16 protein-coding genes are annotated in these 19,895 nt (G+C 54.9%); 7 read left to right on the top strand and 9 right to left on the bottom strand.

What is annotated here, in order from left to right; genetic code table 11:
- The 4 genes from IE065_RS16880 to IE065_RS16895 all read left to right on the top strand — a co-directional run.
- Positions 1–419 (top strand): DUF2760 domain-containing protein (locus IE065_RS16880; RefSeq protein ID WP_189517273.1); only part of this gene is annotated, 419 nt, incomplete at its 5' end.
- 46 nt (positions 420–465) lie between these two features.
- On the top strand, positions 466–2,277 hold the full coding sequence (locus tag IE065_RS16885) for an Hsp70 family protein (RefSeq protein WP_189517275.1): 1,812 nt from the start codon (positions 466–468) through the stop codon (positions 2,275–2,277).
- 40 nt (positions 2,278–2,317) lie between these two features.
- Positions 2,318–2,968, top strand: coding sequence for a sulfotransferase family 2 domain-containing protein (locus IE065_RS16890; protein WP_189517277.1), 651 nt, complete (start codon positions 2,318–2,320; stop codon positions 2,966–2,968).
- A gap of 34 nt (positions 2,969–3,002) precedes the next feature.
- Entirely contained in the window at positions 3,003–5,828 is a 2,826-nt protein-coding gene (locus IE065_RS16895; RefSeq protein ID WP_189517279.1) for a hsp70 family protein, read from the top strand.
- Positions 5,829–5,852: 24 nt separating this feature from the next.
- Here IE065_RS16895 and IE065_RS16900 read toward each other — a convergent pair whose 3' ends face one another.
- From IE065_RS16900 to coxB, 4 genes are read right to left on the bottom strand one after another with little or no spacing between them, the layout of a single operon-like run.
- Entirely contained in the window at positions 5,853–6,218 is a 366-nt protein-coding gene (locus IE065_RS16900; RefSeq protein WP_189517281.1) for a hypothetical protein, read from the bottom strand.
- Between the two features lie 38 nt (positions 6,219–6,256).
- Positions 6,257–7,624, bottom strand: coding sequence for a cytochrome c oxidase subunit 3 (locus IE065_RS18155; RefSeq protein ID WP_229792148.1), 1,368 nt, complete (start codon positions 7,622–7,624; stop codon positions 6,257–6,259).
- A gap of 49 nt (positions 7,625–7,673) precedes the next feature.
- On the bottom strand, positions 7,674–9,689 hold the full coding sequence (ctaD, locus tag IE065_RS16910; RefSeq protein WP_189517283.1) for a cytochrome c oxidase subunit I: 2,016 nt from the start codon (positions 9,687–9,689) through the stop codon (positions 7,674–7,676).
- Positions 9,690–9,705: 16 nt separating this feature from the next.
- Positions 9,706–11,181 carry a cytochrome c oxidase subunit II gene (gene coxB / locus IE065_RS16915; protein ID WP_189517285.1) on the bottom strand — a complete coding sequence of 492 codons (1,476 nt, stop codon included), beginning with the start codon at positions 11,179–11,181 and terminating at the stop codon, positions 9,706–9,708.
- A 137-nt stretch (positions 11,182–11,318) separates the two neighbouring features.
- On the opposite strand from coxB, the gene IE065_RS16920 reads away from it, so the two are divergent.
- Entirely contained in the window at positions 11,319–11,840 is a 522-nt protein-coding gene (locus IE065_RS16920) for a plastocyanin/azurin family copper-binding protein (protein WP_189517287.1), read from the top strand.
- 42 nt (positions 11,841–11,882) lie between these two features.
- Positions 11,883–12,968, top strand: coding sequence for an SGNH/GDSL hydrolase family protein (locus tag IE065_RS16925; protein WP_189517289.1), 1,086 nt, complete (start codon positions 11,883–11,885; stop codon positions 12,966–12,968).
- Positions 12,969–12,995: 27 nt separating this feature from the next.
- On the opposite strand, the gene IE065_RS16930 is transcribed toward IE065_RS16925, so the two are convergent.
- The 5 genes from IE065_RS16930 to IE065_RS16950 form a co-directional block, all read right to left on the bottom strand.
- On the bottom strand, positions 12,996–13,127 hold the full coding sequence (locus IE065_RS16930; protein ID WP_189517291.1) for a FeoB-associated Cys-rich membrane protein: 132 nt from the start codon (positions 13,125–13,127) through the stop codon (positions 12,996–12,998).
- Positions 13,128–13,129: 2 nt separating this feature from the next.
- The gene (gene feoB, locus IE065_RS16935; RefSeq protein ID WP_229792149.1) at positions 13,130–15,364 is read right to left on the bottom strand and encodes a ferrous iron transport protein B; all 2,235 of its coding nucleotides are present in this window, start codon (positions 15,362–15,364) and stop codon (positions 13,130–13,132) included.
- 33 nt (positions 15,365–15,397) lie between these two features.
- A complete protein-coding gene (locus IE065_RS16940) occupies positions 15,398–15,628 on the bottom strand; it encodes a FeoA family protein (RefSeq protein ID WP_189517293.1) in 231 nt (76 codons plus the stop codon).
- A gap of 100 nt (positions 15,629–15,728) precedes the next feature.
- The gene (locus tag IE065_RS16945; RefSeq protein ID WP_189517295.1) at positions 15,729–16,190 is read right to left on the bottom strand and encodes a DUF420 domain-containing protein; all 462 of its coding nucleotides are present in this window, start codon (positions 16,188–16,190) and stop codon (positions 15,729–15,731) included.
- A 379-nt stretch (positions 16,191–16,569) separates the two neighbouring features.
- Positions 16,570–17,832, bottom strand: a complete 1,263-nt coding sequence (locus IE065_RS16950; protein ID WP_189517298.1) for a Glu/Leu/Phe/Val family dehydrogenase — start codon at positions 17,830–17,832, stop codon at positions 16,570–16,572.
- Between the two features lie 401 nt (positions 17,833–18,233).
- On the opposite strand from IE065_RS16950, the gene IE065_RS16955 reads away from it, so the two are divergent.
- The gene (locus IE065_RS16955) at positions 18,234–19,745 is read left to right on the top strand and encodes a glycosyl hydrolase family 28-related protein (RefSeq protein WP_189517300.1); all 1,512 of its coding nucleotides are present in this window, start codon (positions 18,234–18,236) and stop codon (positions 19,743–19,745) included.
- Positions 19,746–19,895: the final 150 nt, after the last annotated feature.

Consider the following 19,895-nt stretch of genomic DNA (forward strand, 5'->3'; position numbering starts at 1 on the left):
CACCCCCCGCCGTCGAAAACCCAACTGAGCCAGACCATGCGGAGTTGCTTCAATTTCTCGCACAGTTGCAAGAAAAGGGACGTTTTGTGGATTTTGTCATGGACGACGTTACGTCCTACAGCGATGCCCAAGTAGGCGCAGCCGCCCGCGTCGTGCATCAGGGTTGTCAGACAGTCATGAAGGAGGCGCTTAGCGTGGAATCGGTCACGAACTCTGCGGAAAATAGCAATATTACGCTGGAGCCGGGTTACGCTGTCGGCGACTACCGTCTTGTGGGTAAAGTGACAGGCCAACCGCCTTATACGGGAGTTTTGCGTCACAAAGGCTGGCGTGCAACGGCCTTTAAACTGCCGCGCATGGTTGCTGCCAAAGATGGTGCGTTGCCGCCCATTGCCCCTGCACAAGTTGAGCTGAAATAGTTTGGTTGCTGTTCGTTGCCCCTCAGACCCACCACCTATTTTTGCCATGAACGAAACGCATTGCCTTGGAATTGATTTGGGCACGAGTAACTCCGCGCTTACGCTGGCTTCGCTGGATGAGCGTGTACTGTCGGTGTTGCCGGTCACGCAGGCTTTTGGGCCGCACAGTGTTGGCGAGCAGGCTGGTTTGCCGTCCGCGCTTTATTTACCGAACGAGGGTGAGTTCGAAGACGACGCTTTCAGCGTGCCGGGACTGGATTCGACTAAGCCGGGCTTTGTTGGTCGGTTTGCGCGGGAGCATGGTGCCCAGTCGCCGGATCGCTTGGTGACCTCGGCCAAGAGCTGGCTCTGCCATGGGCAGATTGACCATCGACAGCCGATTCTTCCTTGGGGCTCTATCAGTGTGCCGACGGAGCAAAAAGTTTCGCCGCTGACCGCTACACAGCGCTATCTGGAAGTGCTTAAGGCAAGTGTTGCGCCTCTGGAAAGCACACAGGTTGTGCTGACGGTGCCTGCGTCGTTTGATGAAGCTGCTCGCCAATTGACATTGGAAGCCGCACAGGCGGCTGGTCTGGGTGATGTGATTTTAATGGAAGAGCCGCAGGCGGCGTTTTACGCTTGGCTGGAAAAAATGGGCGGTGACTGGCGTAGCCATGTGAAACCGGGCGATTTGGTTCTCGTCTGTGATGTGGGTGGCGGCACCTCAGATTTTAGCCTGATTGCAGTTTCCGACTCTGGCGGAGAATTGCAGTTAGAGCGTGTGAGCGTGGGCGAGCACATTCTGCTGGGAGGCGATAACCTCGACCTTGCATTGGCCTTTGCGTTGCGGGCGCAGATCGAAGCCGAGGGCGCATCGATTGACGACTGGCAGTTCTTGGCATTGATTCATTCCGCGCGCGTTGGCAAAGAGCAGTTGTTTTCTGACTTGTCGCTGCCTGAAGTTCCGATCGCTGTTCCCTCACGTGGGTCATCGCTTTTCGCGGGCACGGTGAGCACGACGTTGGGGCGTGATTTGCTGGAGCAAATTGCACTGCAAGGCTTCCTGCCACTGACGGCACCGAGTGACATGCCGCAGACCAAGGCAGCGGGCGGCTTGAAGGAATTTGGGTTGGACTACGCAGCTGATCCCGTGCTGAGCAAGCACCTCGCCCGCTTTCTGAAGCGGAGTTTGGACAACGTACGCTCTAGTGAGACACTGTCCGCTCAATTGTCCGCCGAAGCCTTGTCGGGCGAATTGCTCGCGCCGTCAGCGGTACTTTTTAATGGCGGCTTTTTCAATGCGGATCCCGCTCGCGCCCGCGTGCTCGAACTGTTGCGTTCATGGTCGAGTGCTGAGGTCCGCGAGCTTGCAGGGAGCGATTACGCGTTAGCAGTTGCGCAAGGTGCCTGCTATTATGGACTGAGCAAACTCTCAGGCAAGGGCGTGCGCATTAAAGCGGGCGCTTCGCGAAGCTACTACCTTGGCCTTGAGACAACGATGATGGCGATCCCAGGATTCAAGCCACCGGTCAAGGGCATATGCGTCGTTCCACAAGGCATGGAGGAGGGGACCGAGGCCGTGTTGGGTGATCAAGAATTTGGCCTTGTACTCGGGCAGGAGGTGAGCTTCCGCTTCTTCAGTTCCACTGCTCGCGCTGGTGATGCTGTAGGGACAGTGTTGCCCAATGCTGAAAAGGAACTGGAAGAAACCGCCGCTGTGCAAACCGTGCTGGAACCGGTTGAAGGGCTTACTGCTGGCGAAGCGATTCCGGTGAAACTCCACAGTTGCGTGACCGAAGTGGGCGCCTTGGAGCTATGGATGCAGCACACGCGCTCCGATGCCCGTTGGAAACTGGAGTTTTCCGTGCGCACGGAATAGCATTGCCAGCGTGAAATTCCTAACTGTGTTTAGCTAACCCATGCCTTTGTTTTATCATAATAGCGTCAAGCCGACTCGCTACATGTTGGTTAGCTATAAGTGTCTATACAGCCAGTTTAATTCTTCCGGTGAGTGGAAGTATTTGGGGGAATATGTAACACCGCGCCTTTTCCTGCATGCGATGGTTCGAAAGCCTGGATCGGCTAAAATTATTTTGCGGAATCCATATGATCGCACTGTTTCGTGTTTCAAGGACAAGTATCGCAAGCAACCGACACGGATTAAGGAGTCGAATTTTTATTGGCAGGAATGTCACCACGTTGTCTTCGAGCGCTTGGGGGTTGCATTAGACGCCAGTGACGAGGCGAAGACGGAGGCTTTATTGGCCTTTAGCTTCAAGGACTTTATTCAATTACTGCCAGAGATCTACCACTTGGATAGTCATTTTCATCCGCAGCATTGGCTCATGCAGATTCACTGGAAAGGGCGGCGATTTGGCCAATGGCCCAAGTGCGAGATTTTATTTATGGAGCAATTAGAGACTATTGGTCAACTACCCGGATTAAATTTGGGAAAGCGCATCAACAGCACGGGTCATGTGCAGACTGATTTTGAATTTGATGAGGAATCGAAAGCCATCGTTCATCAGTTGTATCGCAAAGATTTCGAATTGGGATCCTATCCTGTATAGGGCTTGGTGCTGGAGCAAAAGGCGTTTCTGATTTATGGCTGCCCGTTACAGTATTGGAATAGATTTAGGCACGAGTAATTGTGCGCTCGCATATGTGGACACAACGGCTGCATCGCCATCTACGCAGTTGCTCAATGTGCCACAATACGAGGCGCTGGGCCAGTGGCGGGAGGACCCTGTGCTGCCGTCGTTCTGCTATTTTCTAACTGATGACGAAGCGCGTGAGCTGCATCCCGACGGAGCAGTTGAGGGAGAGCTTGCTGGGTGGTCGCATACGCGTGTCGTCGGACAGTGGGCACGGGAGATGGCGTCGCTTTCCCCGGAGCGTGTGGCGTATTCGGCGAAGTCTTGGCTCTGCCATCGAGGCGTTGACCGTGAAAGCAAATTACTGCCTTGGCAGTCGACGGTGTTGCCGGTTGATCGCAAACTTTCGCCAGTGGACGTCTCCGCTGCCTACCTCAGTTATTTGCGTGTCGTGTGGGATCGGCAGATGGCGGGCAAGGACAAGACCGCACGCTTTGACCGCCAAGACATTGTTATTACTGTTCCGGCTTCATTTGATGCAGATGCGCAACGGCTCACATTGGAAGCTGCGGAACGTGCGGGTTATCCTGCATCCACGCGACTCCTTGAAGAGCCGCAGGCAGCGTTTTACGCTTGGCTGGAGCGGCATCCGGGAGCGTCGGAATTGGCGACAGCCTTTCCACAGTTAAATGAGCGTCCCGAGCTAGTGCTGGTGTGTGATATTGGCGGTGGCACGTCAGACTTCAGTCTGTTTGAAGTGACTGCATCGGAGGGCGATGAGCATCCGTCGATTCGGCGACTGGCGGTTAGTGAGCATATTCTGCTGGGAGGCGATAACCTCGACTTGGCGCTGGCGAAAATGGTGGAGCCGCAATTAGCTGACGGAGGAACTTTATCTACCAGCGCTTGGGCGCAACTACTTTCGCAATGCCGCACATTGAAGGAGTGGGTATTAGCGGACCCCGCGCCAGACCCTGCCAAATTACTTCGTGTGTCGGTGACTGATGGCGGATCGAGTCTGTTTGCATCCGCTCGGAGCGCAGAGGTTTCGCAAGGAGAATTGTTGACGCTGATGCTGGATGGGTTTTTCCCCGAATGCCCGGTGGATGCCCGACCCGCGCAAGAGCGGACAGGCTTACGCGAACTAGGGCTGCCCTATGCGCAGGACTCGGCGATTACGCGGCACTTGGCTGGCTTCCTGCGGGGCCGGCGGGTGGATGCGCTACTCTTCAACGGCGGGACGGTGGCTTCGTCTCTTTTACGCGAACGCTTGTGCGCGCAAGCGGCGGTCTGGCAGGATAACGCGGAGCCGGGGATGCTGGCCAATGACGAACCACACTTGGCGGTAGCGCGGGGTGCGGCTTTTTATCGATTTAGTGAGCGGCAGGCTGCGGGCTTGACGATTACGGGAGGCAGTGGGCACGCCATTTATTTGGAGATTCAGGGTGCAGCGCCGAAAAAGCGTCGCGGTAAAACAAAACGCAAGGATGCCCCAGTGCGCAGCGGCGTATGTATTTTGCCACAAGGCGCAGAAATCGAGGCACCAGTGCGGCTCGTGGAGCCCGAAATTCAATTGATGGTTGACCGCCCGGTGCGTTTTCAGGCCTGGACCTCTCCCTCGCGCCCCGAAGATACCGTGGGCGAGGTTGTTGATCTGGACGACGATGCATTTCACCGCCTGCCTGCGCTCACGACCTTGGCGTTGTTGCCCCCGAACGTTGAAAAACCGGAAGGCGGTAAACTCGCCGTGCACCTTATTGCGGAGCTGAATAATTTGGGGCTGTTGCAACTGGTCTGCGAAAGCGTGCGTCGGGTAGGAGACCGCCAGCGGCGTTGGTCTTTGGAATTTAATTTGCGCGAAAAACTCAATGGAGATGAGCCCATTGAGGAGACTCCTGCCGAGGACACCGGTGCGGCTACTGAGGATTTGCAGGCGGCGCAGGCGCAGATAGGACAATGTTTCGGATTACAAAGTAATTCTGAGCCGCAGAGCGAACCAGCCCGACTGATCAAGCAATTAGAGGACGTATTGCGGCTGAAGCGTAAGGACTGGAATACTGCGCTGTTGCGGGAGCTTTGGGAGCCATTGGGCGAATCCATCACCCGGCGCGACCGTTCGACGGAGCACGAGCTGGCTTGGCTGATGGCGGCGGGCTTCTGCTTACGTCCAGGCTATGGCCATCCGCTGGACCGTTACCGGATGCAGAGGCTATGGTTTTTACACGAGCTGGGGCTGGCACATGACCGGGATAAGGCGATTCGCGAACAGTTGTTCATTCTGTGGCGTCGTACGGCGGGTGGGCTTGACCGAGACCAACAGGCTGCGCTCTATCATACTTGGCGGGAACGCATTTACGACGACGCCAAGCAGGCTTATGAGCCGCTGCGCATGGCTGGTGCGCTGGAGTGGCTTCCGAGCGAGGATCGCATGGAGTTAGCAAACCATTGTCTGAAGCTGATTTTGGAACGTGCCGATAAATACTGTGATCACGCAATTTGGGCGCTTGGGAGATTGCTTACCCGGACGCCTCTTTATGCCGGGGAGGGGGCTATTCTACCTGTATCGGCGGTGACTCAGGCCTTTGATCAACTTGCTAGGCTGAGCTGGCGTGACTCGCTGGCGGGCTTGAAGACGACTTTCACGCAGGCGGCGCGCCGACTGGACAACCGTGACCATGACCTCGACGAGGCGCTTCGTGGGCGAATTGTGGCGAAGTTAACGGAGTCGGGGGCCAAAGAGGATCAGCTACGACGTGTCACGACCTTTGTCCCGATCGAAGAAAAAGACCGTCAGCAGCTCTTTGGTGAGTCCCTACCGGTTGGGCTGCATTGGTAAAGATCTGCGGCTTATAAACCGGGTTTAAGCGAGGGCTGTAACGGCGTATTGGCCAACGGCGGCAATGCTGCCGAAGTCCACATTGTCCACGGAAAAAAGCGCGACTAGCGCAATCATGGTTCCGGTGGCGAGAACCATGCCCGTGAGGAATAGCCAGAAAAGGGTGATCTTGTCGTAGATCAAGTGCATGAACCACAGGATGACTGCGAAGAATTTTATGACGGACAGCACCACAAGCATGCTCATCACCAGCCATGAGGCCCATGGCAAGAAGATGATGACGATTTCAATCCCTGTCAGGACCGCCAGGAACATCGCTAGGTTGAAGAAAGTGTGATAGCGCGCATTCTCAAGAATTGCGGCTTCTTTCCAGGTTGTGGCGTGGGACATCGTAGATGAAAGGTTAAAGTTTGAAAATAAAAGTAACTCTAAATATACTCGACCAGATAAACGACGGTGAAGATGACAATCCAGACGATGTCAACAAAGTGCCAGTAAAGGCCCGCAATTTCAACGTCGACTGCATGGCGCGGAGTGAGGCGGCCAGAGTAAGAATAGACCAGCATTGAGAACAACCAGAGCACGCCGATGGCGACGTGTGTGCCGTGCGTGCCAGTCATCACATAGAATGTGGAGCCGAAGACGCTGGTTTTCAGGTCGAGGCCGGGGACAACTTGAACCTGCTTGAATTCATTCAGTTCGAAACCGTAATTGCTGTGCTTAAAGGTTTCCTTGGCTGCCTTGGTAACCTCAGCCATTGAGGTTGGGGCGGGGGTGTGAGTGTGGGGATGAGCTTCATTGTGAGTGTCTTCCGTGTGCTTCTCTGTGGCGTGTTCGTTAGGGGCTTCAGTGTGCTCAGTGCTTTCGGCCACATGTTCTTCGGCGGCTTCGGTTTGCTCTTGAGCGGCGGTCACATCCTTTGTTTCGCTTGCTTCGGCTGGTGCCTCTGCTTCTTCTGTGGTCTCAGCCTTTTCTGAAGCATCTGTCTTACCACCGGAGTCCGCTTTAGCCGTATCGTCGCTGGCTTCTTCCTTGGGGGCTTCTTTGGCTTCTTCAATGACGGGTGGTGGAGGAATTTCGCTCAGGACGACGACTTGGGAAGCGTGTGGGTCCGTGGGATTGTAAATATACTCGCCGTAAAAAGTTTCCGGGGCATTGCCCACTTCATCGGGTAATTCGACTTCGTATTTGAAGGTGATTGGAGGATGTGCAAGATCCGCGCCTTCGGCTGGAGTGAATGACAGCAACTCAAGGCCAAATTGTTCATGGCCAAAGCCTTCCTTGGCTGCGGCTGTGTTGGCGACATCATGGAAAAGCAGTTTGTTCTTTTCATTGCCGACAATCACCTGCCCAGCGTTGCTGGAGACCTTCCAATCATACCAGCCTTGTCCGTGGTAGAAGTGTTGGAATTCATATACCTGACCAGCCAAGAAGATGAGGCCGAAGATGATTACGCCGAAGGTGTAATTACGGAAGCTCTGGATCGCTCCTTTGTGCATGGAGGACACCGCGAGGGCCATCAGAAACGAGCTCATCAGCAGGATGAAGGTCGAGAAGGATGTCAGCTCAATGTCGAACGTACCCGTAATGTTGACAGCGCCCTCTTCTGGGTGGCCGAAGGGGTAGAGCTTGCGATAGATCAGGTGCGTGGAAATCAGCGTACCGAAGAACATACAGTCCGACGCGAGAAAGAGCCACATAATGAGCTTCTTGTTCTCGATGCCGGTGTTGGTGTTCTGGTCGGCGTGAATTTCCTCCAGCAGTTGGTCGTCTAGCGGCGGGTTGGCGGAAGGCATTGGAAAGATTAAAGAAGATTAAAAATGAAAGTTGGGCCAAATGCGCGGCTTAATGAGCGGCGTGGGAGGCAGGTGCGTCATGTGGTTTGTCTGCGCCTTCTTCGTGGGGGGGCTCCAAGTGATAGCCGCCGGGGCCTTCGAGCGCCCAGAGGTAAACGCCGAGGAATACCGCGCTCAGTCCAGCGATTGCGCAATAGCCCGCGTATGGCACGCCAGCGCCCATCATGGCCATCGATACGCCAAAGAAGGCGAAACCGAAGCCACAGAGCAGAGGAAACCAGGATTGGCTTGGCATGTGGATGCCATGGCCGTCATCGGGCATATATTCAATTTTCTTGTCGCCATGCTTGTGAACCCAGAAGCAGTCGCGCGCTTGCACGATAGGTGTAGCAGCAAAGTTGTAGGCGGGAACCGGGGTAGGGGTGGACCACTCCAGCGTGCGACCGCCCCAAGGGTCGGCGTCGCACTTCTTGCCTTTAAATACGGTGTAGACGATATTGACGAAGCAGAGTAGGACGCCGATGCCCAGAATGAACGCGCCAATCGTGGCAACGAGGTTCCAGAGGTTCCAGCCCATGTCACCAAGATACGTGTGCGTGCGGCGTGGCATACCCGTCAGGCCCAAGTAGTGCATCGGGAAAAAGGTTATGTTGAATCCGGCGATCACGAGGAAAGCGGTCCAGTAACCAAGCTTCTGGTTAAGCATGCGGCCAAAGATTTTCGGAACCCAGAAATAGAGGCCAGCCAATAGACCAAGGAGCACGCCGCCGAGGAGCACGTAGTGGAAGTGAGCGACCACGAAGTAGCTATCCTGCTGCTGCGCATCGGCAGGAGCAGAGGAGTGCATGATGCCGGTGAAACCGCCAAGCATGAACATCCAGATGAAGCCCAATGAGAAAACCATAGGTACGGTGAACTTAATGCGGCCGCCCCAAAGCGTGCCCATCCAGTTAAAAATCTTAACACCCGTCGGGACGGCAATGGCCATGGTTAGCAGCGAGAAGGCGGCTGTGGCGACCTTACCGAGGCCAGTCGTAAACATGTGGTGGCTCCAAACAGCGAAGCCGAGGAAGCCGATTACAGCGCCTGAGAAAACAATGATTGGGTAGCCGAAAAGCGGCTTTTTGGAGAAAGTTGGCAGGATTTCGGATACGATGCCCATGGCTGGCAACACGAGAATATACACTTCCGGGTGACCAAAGACCCAGAATAAGTGCTGCCAAAGGATCGGTTGCCCGCCGTTCTCTGTGCGGAAAAAATTGGAGCCAAAATAGCGGTCGAACATCAGCTCAGCTAGCGCAATGGTAATTGCAGGAAACGCGAAGATGATCAGGAAACTGGTCACGAGGGTCATCCAGGTGAAGACCGGCAGGCGCATCATGGTCATCCCAGGTGCACGCATGTTGAGGATCGTCACAATGAAGTTAAACGAGGCTGCGAGCGAGGCGACGCCAAGGATTTGTAGGCCCACAATCCAGAAGTCCGTGCCAATACCAGTGTATTTATCCCCCGTCAGCGGAGCGTAGCCGAACCAACCGCCGGAAGGGGCCATGTCTGTGTGCACGAGGCCTTGGCCAAACCAGCCAACCGTATGTGCAAACTGGAAGAGCCAACTGATATTCAACACGAAAGCCCCAGCAACAAAGGTCCACAATGAAAAGGTATTGAGCCGCGGGAACGCGACGTCTCGGGCACCGATTTGGAGCGGTACGAGGAAATTAAAGAACGCAGCAGACAGCGGCATGACCCCCAAAAAAATCATCGTGGTGCCGTGCATCGTGAAGAACTGATTGTATAGCTGCGCGGTGATCAGATCATTTTGCGGCACGGACAGCTGTAGGCGGATCATCAGGGCTTCAATACCACCGATGATGAAGAATAGCAGGGCGAAGCCACCATACATGATGCCGATTTTCTTGTGGTCAACGGTGGTCACCCAGTCGATCCAGCCGGTGTGTCGATCAGGCCGTGTGAGGCCCAGCAACGACTTCTCCGGTGCCAACTGTGTTTTGTCGGCGACGGCGTGGTGGTGGGTGGTATGGACTTCGGCGGTGGCGCTGCTCATTGTCTGTATGGTGAAATTATTTGAGGGACTGCAGGTAGACCGCAACTTGTTTAAATTCTTCTGGGCTTAGCCAGCCACTGACTTTTGCAAGCTCAGCCAGCTTTTCGTCGTTATCTTCCAACGGCTTGATGATACGACGGAGGGTCATTTGGTCGGAAACAATGCTGGTCAAGGGATCGCCTGCATTGGCCTTGAGTTCGGCAAGCTGCTCGTCGGAGACTCCGGCGCTCGTCAGTTGTTTGTCAGTAATGCCGACTTTGGAAAGGTCAGCGTAGGTCAGGCCTTGATATTGCAGATCGGCGAGCCCGGCACCCATCTGGTAATACATGATGTTGTCAGGCTTATAGCGGTGGGAGTAGGCTACCCAATTCAGAAGGTTCTCTGCTTGTTTGGCCTCATCCAATCCACCGTCTTCCGTGTAATGATTGAGAATACCGGCGGCGACGGACTTGCGTTGTCCGAGCTTGGTTAGGTTTGGGCCAATAGTACCGCCCGCAGGGGAGCTGTCGATGGTATGGCAAACGATGCACTTGCCCTTGCCCATAAATACTTGTGCGCCCTTGGTAGCGTCGTCCTGAGGGAGCGATTGGGGGTCCTGGGCGTTCTGTTTCGCCCATGCGGTCCAGTTGTCCTGATTGGTGGGGTGGGGGTTCTCTGCCGTGGGTTTGGCGGTAAAGCCAGACGGGGCAGCGGCACCTTGCTTATAATCGGCGACCCACTCATTAAATTTGTCTTCGGAAACAACTTCGGCCCGGAAAAGCATGTAGGCATGAGCCGCACCACAGTATTCCGCGCACTGGCCGAAATAGTAGCCTTCTTCATCGGCCATCAACCAGAGCCAGTTCTTGCGGCCGGGGATGATGTCCACCTTGCCACCCAGTTTGGGCAACCAAAAGGAGTGGATGACGTCGCGGCCCTTCAGGTTGAACTTTACGACCTTGCCCACGGGCATCACGAACTCGTTTGCGGTCGTGAAGCCGAGCTGAGGGTATTCAAAAGCAAACCACCATTGCCAGCCGTAGACGTTGATCTCGAGCACGTTGTCTTTTTCTTCCGGTGCGAGTTCGCCTTTTATGTAAGTGCCGAGCTTGGACTCTTCGTAGTAGGGTTTATCCTCTGGGAGGCCTTGTGTGAACCAAATTGCGCGCAAGGTGGGAATCGCGATAATGACGAGTAGGAAGATCGACCCGCCGATTAGGCCGATTTCAATCATTGGATTGCCGTGGCCCTGCGAAGGCATGGGCTTGGCGTCGTCGCCAGGACGTTCGCGGAAGCGGATAACCACCCAAACCAGCGCGCCACCTACCAAAATAAAGATGCCGAGGCAGACCCAGACGGTCAGGTAAAAAAGGTCGAGCTGCTCACGTGCAACGGGCCCTTTGGGGTCTAGGCTAGACTGCGGAGTCGTGAAGCTGCACCCGGCCAGACCGAGGCTCAACGCTAGAAAGCCAGCGCGCTGAAGAAAGCGTCGAAATCGGGGTGATGTCGTCATGGATCAGTTAGTGAGCAAGAAAATCAATATTATTAAGCGCTGAAATGGCGCTCAAAACCTAACGTAATGTGCGAACAGCGACGTCAAATTCAAGCGGAATATTGCATTCGCGATATTTACCCTCTTTACTTTGCCTAATGCGTCATACCATTAGCATATCAATTTTCGCCATTTTAATTGCCTTTACAGCTTGCGGACCCCAGCCGCCCAAGGCCGAATCCCCCCCCTCCACTGCCGCCAAGACTACCAATGCCGCAGGTAAGCCCAGCACGACCTTCGAGTTGACGGCAGGAGACAATATGCGCTTCAACAAAGGTCTGATTGAAGTTCCAGCAGGCAAAGAGATTACCCTTACCCTGACCAACATTGGTAACATGCCCAAAGCGCAGATGGGGCATAATTTGGTAATATTGGACCTGAAAAGAAAACCACAGGCTTTTATGGCAGAAGCATCCTTCGCTAAGGAGACGGACTATATTCCGGCTGGGATGGATGATTGGATGATTGCCCACACGGAGCTCCTTGGCCCTGGAGAGTCGGACACCATCACCTTCACCGCGCCTAAGATACCGGGTGATTACGAGTTCCTGTGCTCATTCACTGGCCATTACGCCATTGGCATGAAGGGCATCATGCGCGTCGTGGTGGAAGTGCCATAGAGTTCAGTTGCGCAATTCTTTTTAACGCCCCATTTTTACTAGATGAATCGACGACTCTCCTTCCTCGCCTGTGCTTTGCTGGTCACATGCTCGCTGCGCCTTGCCGCAGATGAACTGCCACAGAAAATTGCCCCTGATAACGACAGCATTGCGCTCCAAGGCGCTTGGACGGACGATTTTAAGGGGTCTTGGACGGGCATAGGCTTCAAGGTCCGCACCGATGCGGACGCAATGAACATCCTGATGCAAGATTATGCCCCGGGCGGCTTACACGGCGACGCTGAGGATGATTATCGCAATAATTACCTCAACATCCGCATCGATGACGAGGTGCCGACAGCCATTGCTCTGCAAAAGGGACAGACGCGCTACGCCGTCTCTGGGTTCGATGGGAAGCCGCACACCGTCACCGTTTTCCGCCGGACGGAGCCACTGTTCAAGCCGATCCAGTTCCTTGGGTTGGAATTGCCTGTCGGTGCCCAATTATTGCCCCCCCCCCCTATGTCGGACGTTCGCCTGCAAGTTATTGGTGATTCCATCAGTTGTGGCTACGGCAATGAAACCGACGGAATTAAGGCTCCCTTCCGCCCCGCTACTGAGAACGGTGAGCTTACCTATTGGGCGATTGCTGGCCGTGAGCTTGGGGCCGATGTCCGCTGCGCCGCTTGGTCTGGCAAAGGCGTCCTGCGCGACCGTAACAACAATCTCCACGGGCAGCTCCCCGAAATCTGGCGTCAGGCCTTGCCAGAGACCGGAGAGCCTGAGCGTGCTGGCACTGCATGGGTCCCCACGATCGTCGTCATCAATCTTGGCACCAATGACTCCGCCAAGGGCATTCCGCCGAAGGACGACTATATAGCGGCCTATCAGGCCCTAATCGACGACATTCGCTCTACGGCACCGGAGGCCAAGATCTTTTGTGTGTTCGGACCCATGATTTACACTCCAAAGCATAGTGAGATCTTGGCGTATTTAAACGAGATTGCTGCGAACAATCAGCAGGTTTATGTCGTCAAGCTGACGAATGAATTTGGTATGCAGGGCGTGGGCGCTCACTGGCATCCAAACGTGAAGTCCAATCAGGCTATGGCCAAGCAGCTCCTGACCGCAATTGAGGCCACTCAGTAGGTCCGTCGGGTAAGTTTCAGGCGGATTTCATCGTTTCCGCCGGCAGCCACAGCTCTTGTTGTCTCCGCAACCCTGTGGTTTGGAGGACTTCCGCCAGCAGCGGAACAAGTAATACCCGGCTGCGAGGACGATGGCGGCGACAATGGTGACCTCAGTCATGGCTAAAATCCGAGGGCGGTTCCAATCTGGTAAACAAGGACAGAGCCGATCCACGCCATAGCAGTCATCGAGACAAAACTCGCCATTGCCCAGCGCCAGCCGAGTTCTTTGGCGATCACGGCTACCGTAGCGCCACATTGCTGACAGAGGGCAAAAAACACCATGATTGAGAAAGCCACCGCGAGCGTGAAAATCGGCTGGCCAGCATGTGGGCCATCAGGCCACTTGGCGTTCGCGAGCGTGGTTTTCAAGTCCGGTGAATCCTCGTCCACATCGCCGCCCAAGCTATAAATGACGCCTAGTGTGGAGATAATGACCTCGCGCGCAGGAAAGCTCGCCACGACGCCTACCGTGATCTTCCAGTCAAAGCCCGCTAACTCAAAGACAGGCTGGATGGTTTTGCCAATCCGCGCCATGTAGCTTTGGTTCGTGTATGCGCTGTCAATTTTGTTGCCCAGCTCGACGGACAGGGCGGAATCTGGATCAGCGAGTTCTGCTTCCACCAGATCAGCATGGCCATCGTTCGCGGCGATTTGTTGTGCGGTAAATTGCTCAGTGACCTGTGCTTCGAGCTCTACAGGGCGAGGAAAATAGAGGAGTGCCCAGACAATGATCGTGATCGCCAGAATGATTGTTCCGGCACGGCCGATGAACTCTTTTCCAGCCTGCCACATGCGGTAAAGCACGTCTTGCATGCGGGGCACACGATAGGGGGGGAGCTCTAGCAAGAAAGGCTGAGGCTTGGTCTTGACCACGTATTTCGTCAGCAGCCAGGCGGCGGGAATGGCAATCGCCAAGCCCAGGAGATGCATGGCAAAGAGGGCTAGTCCTGCAATCCTCACGCCATATCTCGGTTCCACAAAGGCTCCGATCAGGAGTACGTAGACGGGTAAACGCGCCGAGCAGCTCATCAGCGGGGCGACGAGAATCGTCACCATACGCGCCTTGGGGTCTTCGATGGTGCGAGTGGCCAAGATACCTGGGATCGCGCAGGCGTAGCTGGAGAGCATGGGTACGAAGCTTTTGCCGTTGAGGCCGCACCAGCCGAATAAGCGGTCCATCAGAAAGGCTGCACGCGCCATATAGCCAGTGTCCTCCAACAGGGAGATAAAGAAGAACAGGATCAGGATTTGCGGCAGGAAAATAACGAATGCACCAACGCCCTCGATGATGCCATCGGTCACCAGACTACCCAGAATAGGCCAAGGCTCGAGCCAACCGCCGACTACACCTTGTACGGCTCCTTTGGCGACGTCAATGAGGTCCATCAGCGGGCCAGCCCAACTATAGACGGCCTGAAAAACGACGTACATGAGCACTCCGAAAATGGTCAGGCCCCCGATGCGATGCAGCATGAGCTTGTCAATGGATTCGCTTTTCTCGCCTTTGGCTTCACCAGCCTGCTTAACGATGCCTTCGAGCAGTTTTTCCAGATGTTTGTAGCAGAGTACAGCCTCCGCCGCCATTGGGTTGAGGCCTAGCTTACGGAGTTTTTCCCGACCTATTTGGACTGCATTACGCACGGTTTCGTGTTGGCTTTCCACCCGGCGCATCACGGCTGAGCCTGCGTCAAAGAGCATGCGGCGGACCTCTAGCTCTGTCAGGGCGACGGTGGTGTGGCCCTTGGCGGCGATTTGAATCTCTTTGACGGCCTCGTCGACTTCCTCCGGCCAGATCATTGGCGCAATGCAGCGTTCCTGCTGAATGGCGTTGGAAATGGCTTCTCTGAGCTCACTAACGCCGGTGCTTTTGCGGGCTACGGTGGCGACAACTGGCACGCCCAAGCGTTTTTCTAGTTCGTCTACATCGATGGTCTGTCCGCGTGCTTCGAGGGAGTCCCAGAGGTTGAGCGCAATGACCATGGGGATGCCGAGTTCGGCGATCTGCATTGCCAAGAAGAGGTTGCGCTTAAGGTTGGTTGCATCGACCACGCAGACTACGGCGTCAGGGCGTTCCATGCCGGGCAGGTGCCCGCTAAGGACGTCCACGGCCACGCGTTCATCAAGGGAGCTGGCGGCGAGGCTGTAGGCACCAGGCAAGTCAATGAGAGTCGCGGGGCCTTGAGCCAAGTAAACGGTGCCGAGCTTCTTTTCGACGGTGACGCCTGGGTAGTTGCCTACGCGTTGGCGCATGCCCGTCAGGCAGTTAAAGAGCGACGTTTTCCCCGTATTGGGGTTGCCGATCAACGCAATTTGCTTGGTTTGCTGAGCGGGAGGTGAAGCGATGGTTGTGGTCACAGAAATTGCGTGTCGCGCACCTAGGGGGGGGAATTAGACGGCGATCAGCTCAACCTCAACCAAGGCGGCTTCTCGTCTGCGCAGGCTGATTTTTTGTCCGCCAAAGGTAATTGCGATTGGGTCGCCAAACGGTGCAATTTGGCTCATTTCAACTTCTTGCCCAGGCAGCAGGCCAAAGTTAGCCAATCGTTGGCAGACAGCGTGGTTGAAGTTAATCGCGGTGACGCGGCAACGGCGTCCGATCTGTAATTGGTCCAAGCGCATAGCGAAATTGATTTAGCCTATCGTAGTGCCCTGAAATCGAGTCTCAAGCCCAATTGACGCCTCGTCCAAGATTTTATTCTTGGGTGGTTATTGTGGGTGCTTAGGCCGCTGGAAACCACTGATAGAGGAAAAAATAGACGAGCACGCCTGTTACGCTGACGTAATACCAGAGCGGAAAAGTCCACTTTGCCCATTTCTGATGCTTCTCATAACGGCCTTTGATGGCGTGCCATAGGGTGATGAGGATGAGGGGTACGATCACCATTGCGAGCAGCACGTGGCTGATGAGCATTGGGTAATAAATCCAGCGCCAGATACCTTCGCCAGCAAAGGACGTGTTGACCGCAACCCCAGACTGGGCCTTGAGCCACTTGTGCAATAGGTAGCAAGTCAGGAAGACCACGGACACCGTAAAGGCGCTCACCATAACGGCGCGGTGCGCGTTTTGGTTTTTAACCCGGTCGGCCTTGATTAGTAGGAAGCCAGTGGTCAGCAGCACGGTCGCCAGGCCATTGAGGGAGGCGTTGATAGCAGGTAGCGTGTGGAGGAGGTCGGTGGACATGATGATCAATCTTCGCCCAAGAAGGCAGATGTCTGTGAGGTAAAATTGCAAACTGTTTGCGTGGAAAATTACCAATGTGAAAAACAGAAGGGGGGGGTGGCGATTTTTCGGAGGGCAAAAAATGGCATTTAGGCCAATTTACATCAGGGTTTACGAGGATTTTCGGCTGATTTCCCGTTTTTTAAAACTGATACTTTTATGCTCTTTTTAGGCTCATAATGTCTCAAAAATGGAAACTACAGCAAAGTTTTGAAAAATGTGACGGCCGAAATGAGGCTTAAAAAGCAGTTAAATCGGAAACAGGCAACCATTTGGTTGCCTGTTGGGATGCAAGGGCTGCGATGCTTGGGCGAATTTGCGAAATCCGAAATTCGTTTGCTTACGGAAAAAGACCGCGCACGGCTTTGGCGTCGGCGACTTTTTTAATGCCCAACGTGAGTGCGGCTTCGCGGCGGCTGCATTTGAGTTTCTTTTTCTGATTTTCGATCTCAATTTTGGCGCGATCGAGTATCTTGTACATTTTGTTGAGGACTTCTTCGCGGGTCCAAAACAGACTTTGCAGGTCTTGAACCCACTCAAAGTAGGAGACGATTACGCCGCCGCTGTTGCAGAAAATATCGGGGATGGTGATGATGTCTTTGTTTTGCTTCAGAATGGCGTCGGCTTGGTTGGTCGTGGGGCCATTGGCGGCTTCGGCCAAGATGCGACACCGCAGCTTGGGCGCGTTGTTCTCGTCGATCACGCGTTCCAGGGCGGCGGGGACGACTACGGTGCATTCCAGAATGAGCAGGTCCTCGTTTGAAATCGAATCGCCGCCTTTCCAGCCTTTGAGCGAGCCATGTGCTTTCACGTAGGCAACCGCATCAAGGATGTTGATTCCGCCGGCGTTGTAAAATCCCCCGTAATAGTCGCTAATGGCAATGACCTTGATGCCAAACGCGTTCAGCGCAACGGCGGCCTCGGAGCCCACGTTGCCAAAGCCTTGGATCGCCACGGTAGCCTCGTCGAGCGGGATATTTAAGTCGTTTAGATAAGATTTTATGAGATAGGCGACGCCGTGGCCGGTTGCTTCGCGTCGTCCTTCCGAGCCGCCCAAGCTCACGGGTTTGCCGGTCACGATGGCCGGCACGGAGTTACCTACGTGGTTCGCATAGGTGTCCATCATCCAAGCCATGACTTGCTCGTTCGTGCCAACATCGGGTGCCATAATGTCGGTGTTCGGGCCAACGAAGGAAATCATCTCCTGCATGTAACGGCGAGAGAGGCGCTCCAGTTCGCCAAAGGACAAATCGCGCGTGTCAACGCAAACGCCGCCCTTGGCCCCGCCGTAAGGCAGGCCCGTCAACGCGCATTTCCAACTCATCCACATGGAGAGCGCTGCGACCTCGCCCAGTGTGACTGCTGGGTGGAAACGAAGCCCGCCCTTGGTTGGCCCCATCGAGAGGTGGTGCTGCACGCGATAGCCTTCAAATACACGTACCTCGCCGGAGTCCATTCGGATCGGGCACATGACCGCCATGCAGCGTTTCGGGTATTTCGTGCGCTCATAAAGCGAGGGATCGAGCCCCAGCAAATCGGCCGCAATGTCAAACTGACGGCACGCCATATCAAAGACTTCAGACTTATAAATTTGGGGTTGCATGCATCAAATATACTCCGCCCCGTACACAAAGCAAATCCCTAAACCAGCGTCCCGCTGGACCGAGAGTTTTGCGCACTGCGCAAAAGAGGCGCGGAGCGGCAGTGAGGTGGGAAACTGAAGGTGGAGCCCGGTGTCCCTACCGGGCCGTTTCATCCTGCTGGGGAGAGGCAGATGCCTGCCCGGTAGGGACACCGGGCTCCACCCTTGGAGTGGCGATTCGTTTAGCTGAGTTGTCGTTTACTATCCGTTGCCAAAGTTAGCGCTGGCGCGGGGCTGCGCCAGCGCTAACTTTGTTATCATGCCTGCTGAATAGACTCAATAGATTCTCGCTTGATTGAATTAGTAAACATGTAAGAATTGTCTAGGTGTCTAGTTGTTGGTTGTTTAATACCCGAAAGATTATGAATTACTCCTTGATGTTTAGCGCCAGTTTCCTGGCCAATGACGGAAGTGCGCAGCACGTATCAGAACTTTGGGGGCAAACTGGTGAGGCTTGGGTCCCCGGTGGGCGTTTGCCTGATTTTTCATTTGCTGGTTATCACTTTGGAGAGGACCCGCTGCCAGAGGTGGAAGTCGTCTGCTCGGTCAAGGATTTTGGGGCCGTGGGAGACGGGGTGCATGATGACACTCAGGCCTTCAAAGATGCCATTGCGCAGACCGAGTCTGGCGCGATTTTCGTGCCGCCGGGCCGCTATGTGATCACGGATATTTTATGGATTCGGAAGCCGAACATTGTTCTGCGTGGTGCGAGCGCGGAGCAGAGCGTGCTTTATTGTCCCACGCCACTGGAGACGATTTTGCCTGATATGAGCCAGACGACAACCGGCCGGCCCACGTCGAATTATTCGTGGAGCGGTGGGATCGTCTGGATCAAGGGTAAGTATGATGACGCAGTCATTACGCTGATTACGGCCAGCGCCCAGCGTGGCGACGCTTGGCTGGATGTGGCGTCGACGGATGGCTTAAGGGTTGGAGAGGTTGTGAAGGTCTCAGCCCACGCTGATGCGGAGAATACTTTGGTGGATTACTTGTATTCTGGTGATGCGGGTGATGTGGCCAAGATGCCTACTTTTCGGGCGGGCATGCGGGCGCGTATTAAGGCCATCGATGGCCAGCGTGTCGAGTTGGAGCGTTCGCTGAGTTTTGATGTGCGGCCCGAGTGGAATCCGTCGTTGAAGGGCGGAGGCTCATCAGTCTATGAATCGGGTGTTGAGGAGCTGGGTTTTGAGTTTCCGAACATCCCTTATGAGGGACACTTTACGGAGCCGGGCTATAACGCACTTGCGATCAATGGTGCGGTGAATTGCTGGGTGCGCAATGTGCGCATATTCAACAGCGATAGCGGTATCTTTGGCGGCGGCTATAACTGCACCTTTGATGGCGTGCTGGTCGAATCCGAGCGAGAGACTCACAAGGGAAAAACAGGGCACCACGGCCTTCAAGTGGGGCGAGACAGTGTGCTGGAGAATTTTGATATACGAACAGAGTTTATCCATGACGTTACGGTGGATGGTTTTGCCTCGGGTAACGTGATCAAGAACGGACGTGCGTTGGACATGTCGCTGGACCATCATCGGCGGGTGCCCTATCAAAACCTATTCAGCAATCTGGATTGTGGAGAGGCGTCCAACATTTGGCGTTGTGGAGGCGGTCAGTCACTGGGTAAAAATTGTGCGGCGCGGGGCACCTTTTGGCGGCTTCAGGCTAAGAATAATATTGCGCCGCCGCCGTCAGACTTTGGGCCGCCGTCGATGAATTTTGTGGGGCTGACGACTGATTCGCCTTCCGTTCTGGAGCATGATGGAATTTGGTGGGAAGCGATCCCACCGGAGGAACTCACCCCGATTGAACTGCATGCCGCGCAACTTGCCCGGCGATTGGCGACGAAGCATCAGCCGAGCATAGCGAAGTAGGCGCGTAAACGGTCAGAGAACGAAATACCTCTCGTCATGCTTCCAGCGAAACGTATGTAGCGGCAGGTGACGCGGCTTCGCTACCGAAGCGTGCCAGCGTATTCCATGGCATCCAGCTAGACAATGGCCGTTTTATTCGTAGGCTGAGCT

It is taken from the genome of Cerasicoccus arenae, assembly GCF_014651635.1.
Lineage (GTDB): Bacteria > Verrucomicrobiota > Verrucomicrobiia > Opitutales > Cerasicoccaceae > Cerasicoccus > Cerasicoccus arenae.

Excerpts from the sequence above, each read along its gene's own strand:
- IE065_RS16900 (WP_189517281.1), bottom strand. The coding sequence starts at position 6,218 with ATGTCCCACGCCACAACCTGGAAAGAAGCCGCAATTCTTGAGAATGCG.
- IE065_RS18155 (WP_229792148.1), bottom strand. The coding sequence starts at position 7,624 with ATGCCTTCCGCCAACCCGCCGCTAGACGACCAACTGCTGGAGGAAATT.
- IE065_RS16920 (WP_189517287.1), top strand. The coding sequence starts at position 11,319 with ATGCGTCATACCATTAGCATATCAATTTTCGCCATTTTAATTGCCTTT.
- IE065_RS16890 (WP_189517277.1), top strand. The coding sequence starts at position 2,318 with ATGCCTTTGTTTTATCATAATAGCGTCAAGCCGACTCGCTACATGTTG.
- IE065_RS16940 (WP_189517293.1), bottom strand. The coding sequence starts at position 15,628 with ATGCGCTTGGACCAATTACAGATCGGACGCCGTTGCCGCGTCACCGCG.
- IE065_RS16930 (WP_189517291.1), bottom strand. The coding sequence starts at position 13,127 with ATGACTGAGGTCACCATTGTCGCCGCCATCGTCCTCGCAGCCGGGTAT.
- IE065_RS16925 (WP_189517289.1), top strand. The coding sequence starts at position 11,883 with ATGAATCGACGACTCTCCTTCCTCGCCTGTGCTTTGCTGGTCACATGC.
- IE065_RS16885 (WP_189517275.1), top strand. The coding sequence starts at position 466 with ATGAACGAAACGCATTGCCTTGGAATTGATTTGGGCACGAGTAACTCC.
- IE065_RS16945 (WP_189517295.1), bottom strand. The coding sequence starts at position 16,190 with ATGTCCACCGACCTCCTCCACACGCTACCTGCTATCAACGCCTCCCTC.
- coxB (WP_189517285.1), bottom strand. The coding sequence starts at position 11,181 with ATGACGACATCACCCCGATTTCGACGCTTTCTTCAGCGCGCTGGCTTT.
- IE065_RS16895 (WP_189517279.1), top strand. The coding sequence starts at position 3,003 with ATGGCTGCCCGTTACAGTATTGGAATAGATTTAGGCACGAGTAATTGT.
- IE065_RS16950 (WP_189517298.1), bottom strand. The coding sequence starts at position 17,832 with ATGCAACCCCAAATTTATAAGTCTGAAGTCTTTGATATGGCGTGCCGT.
- ctaD (WP_189517283.1), bottom strand. The coding sequence starts at position 9,689 with ATGAGCAGCGCCACCGCCGAAGTCCATACCACCCACCACCACGCCGTC.
- IE065_RS16955 (WP_189517300.1), top strand. The coding sequence starts at position 18,234 with ATGAATTACTCCTTGATGTTTAGCGCCAGTTTCCTGGCCAATGACGGA.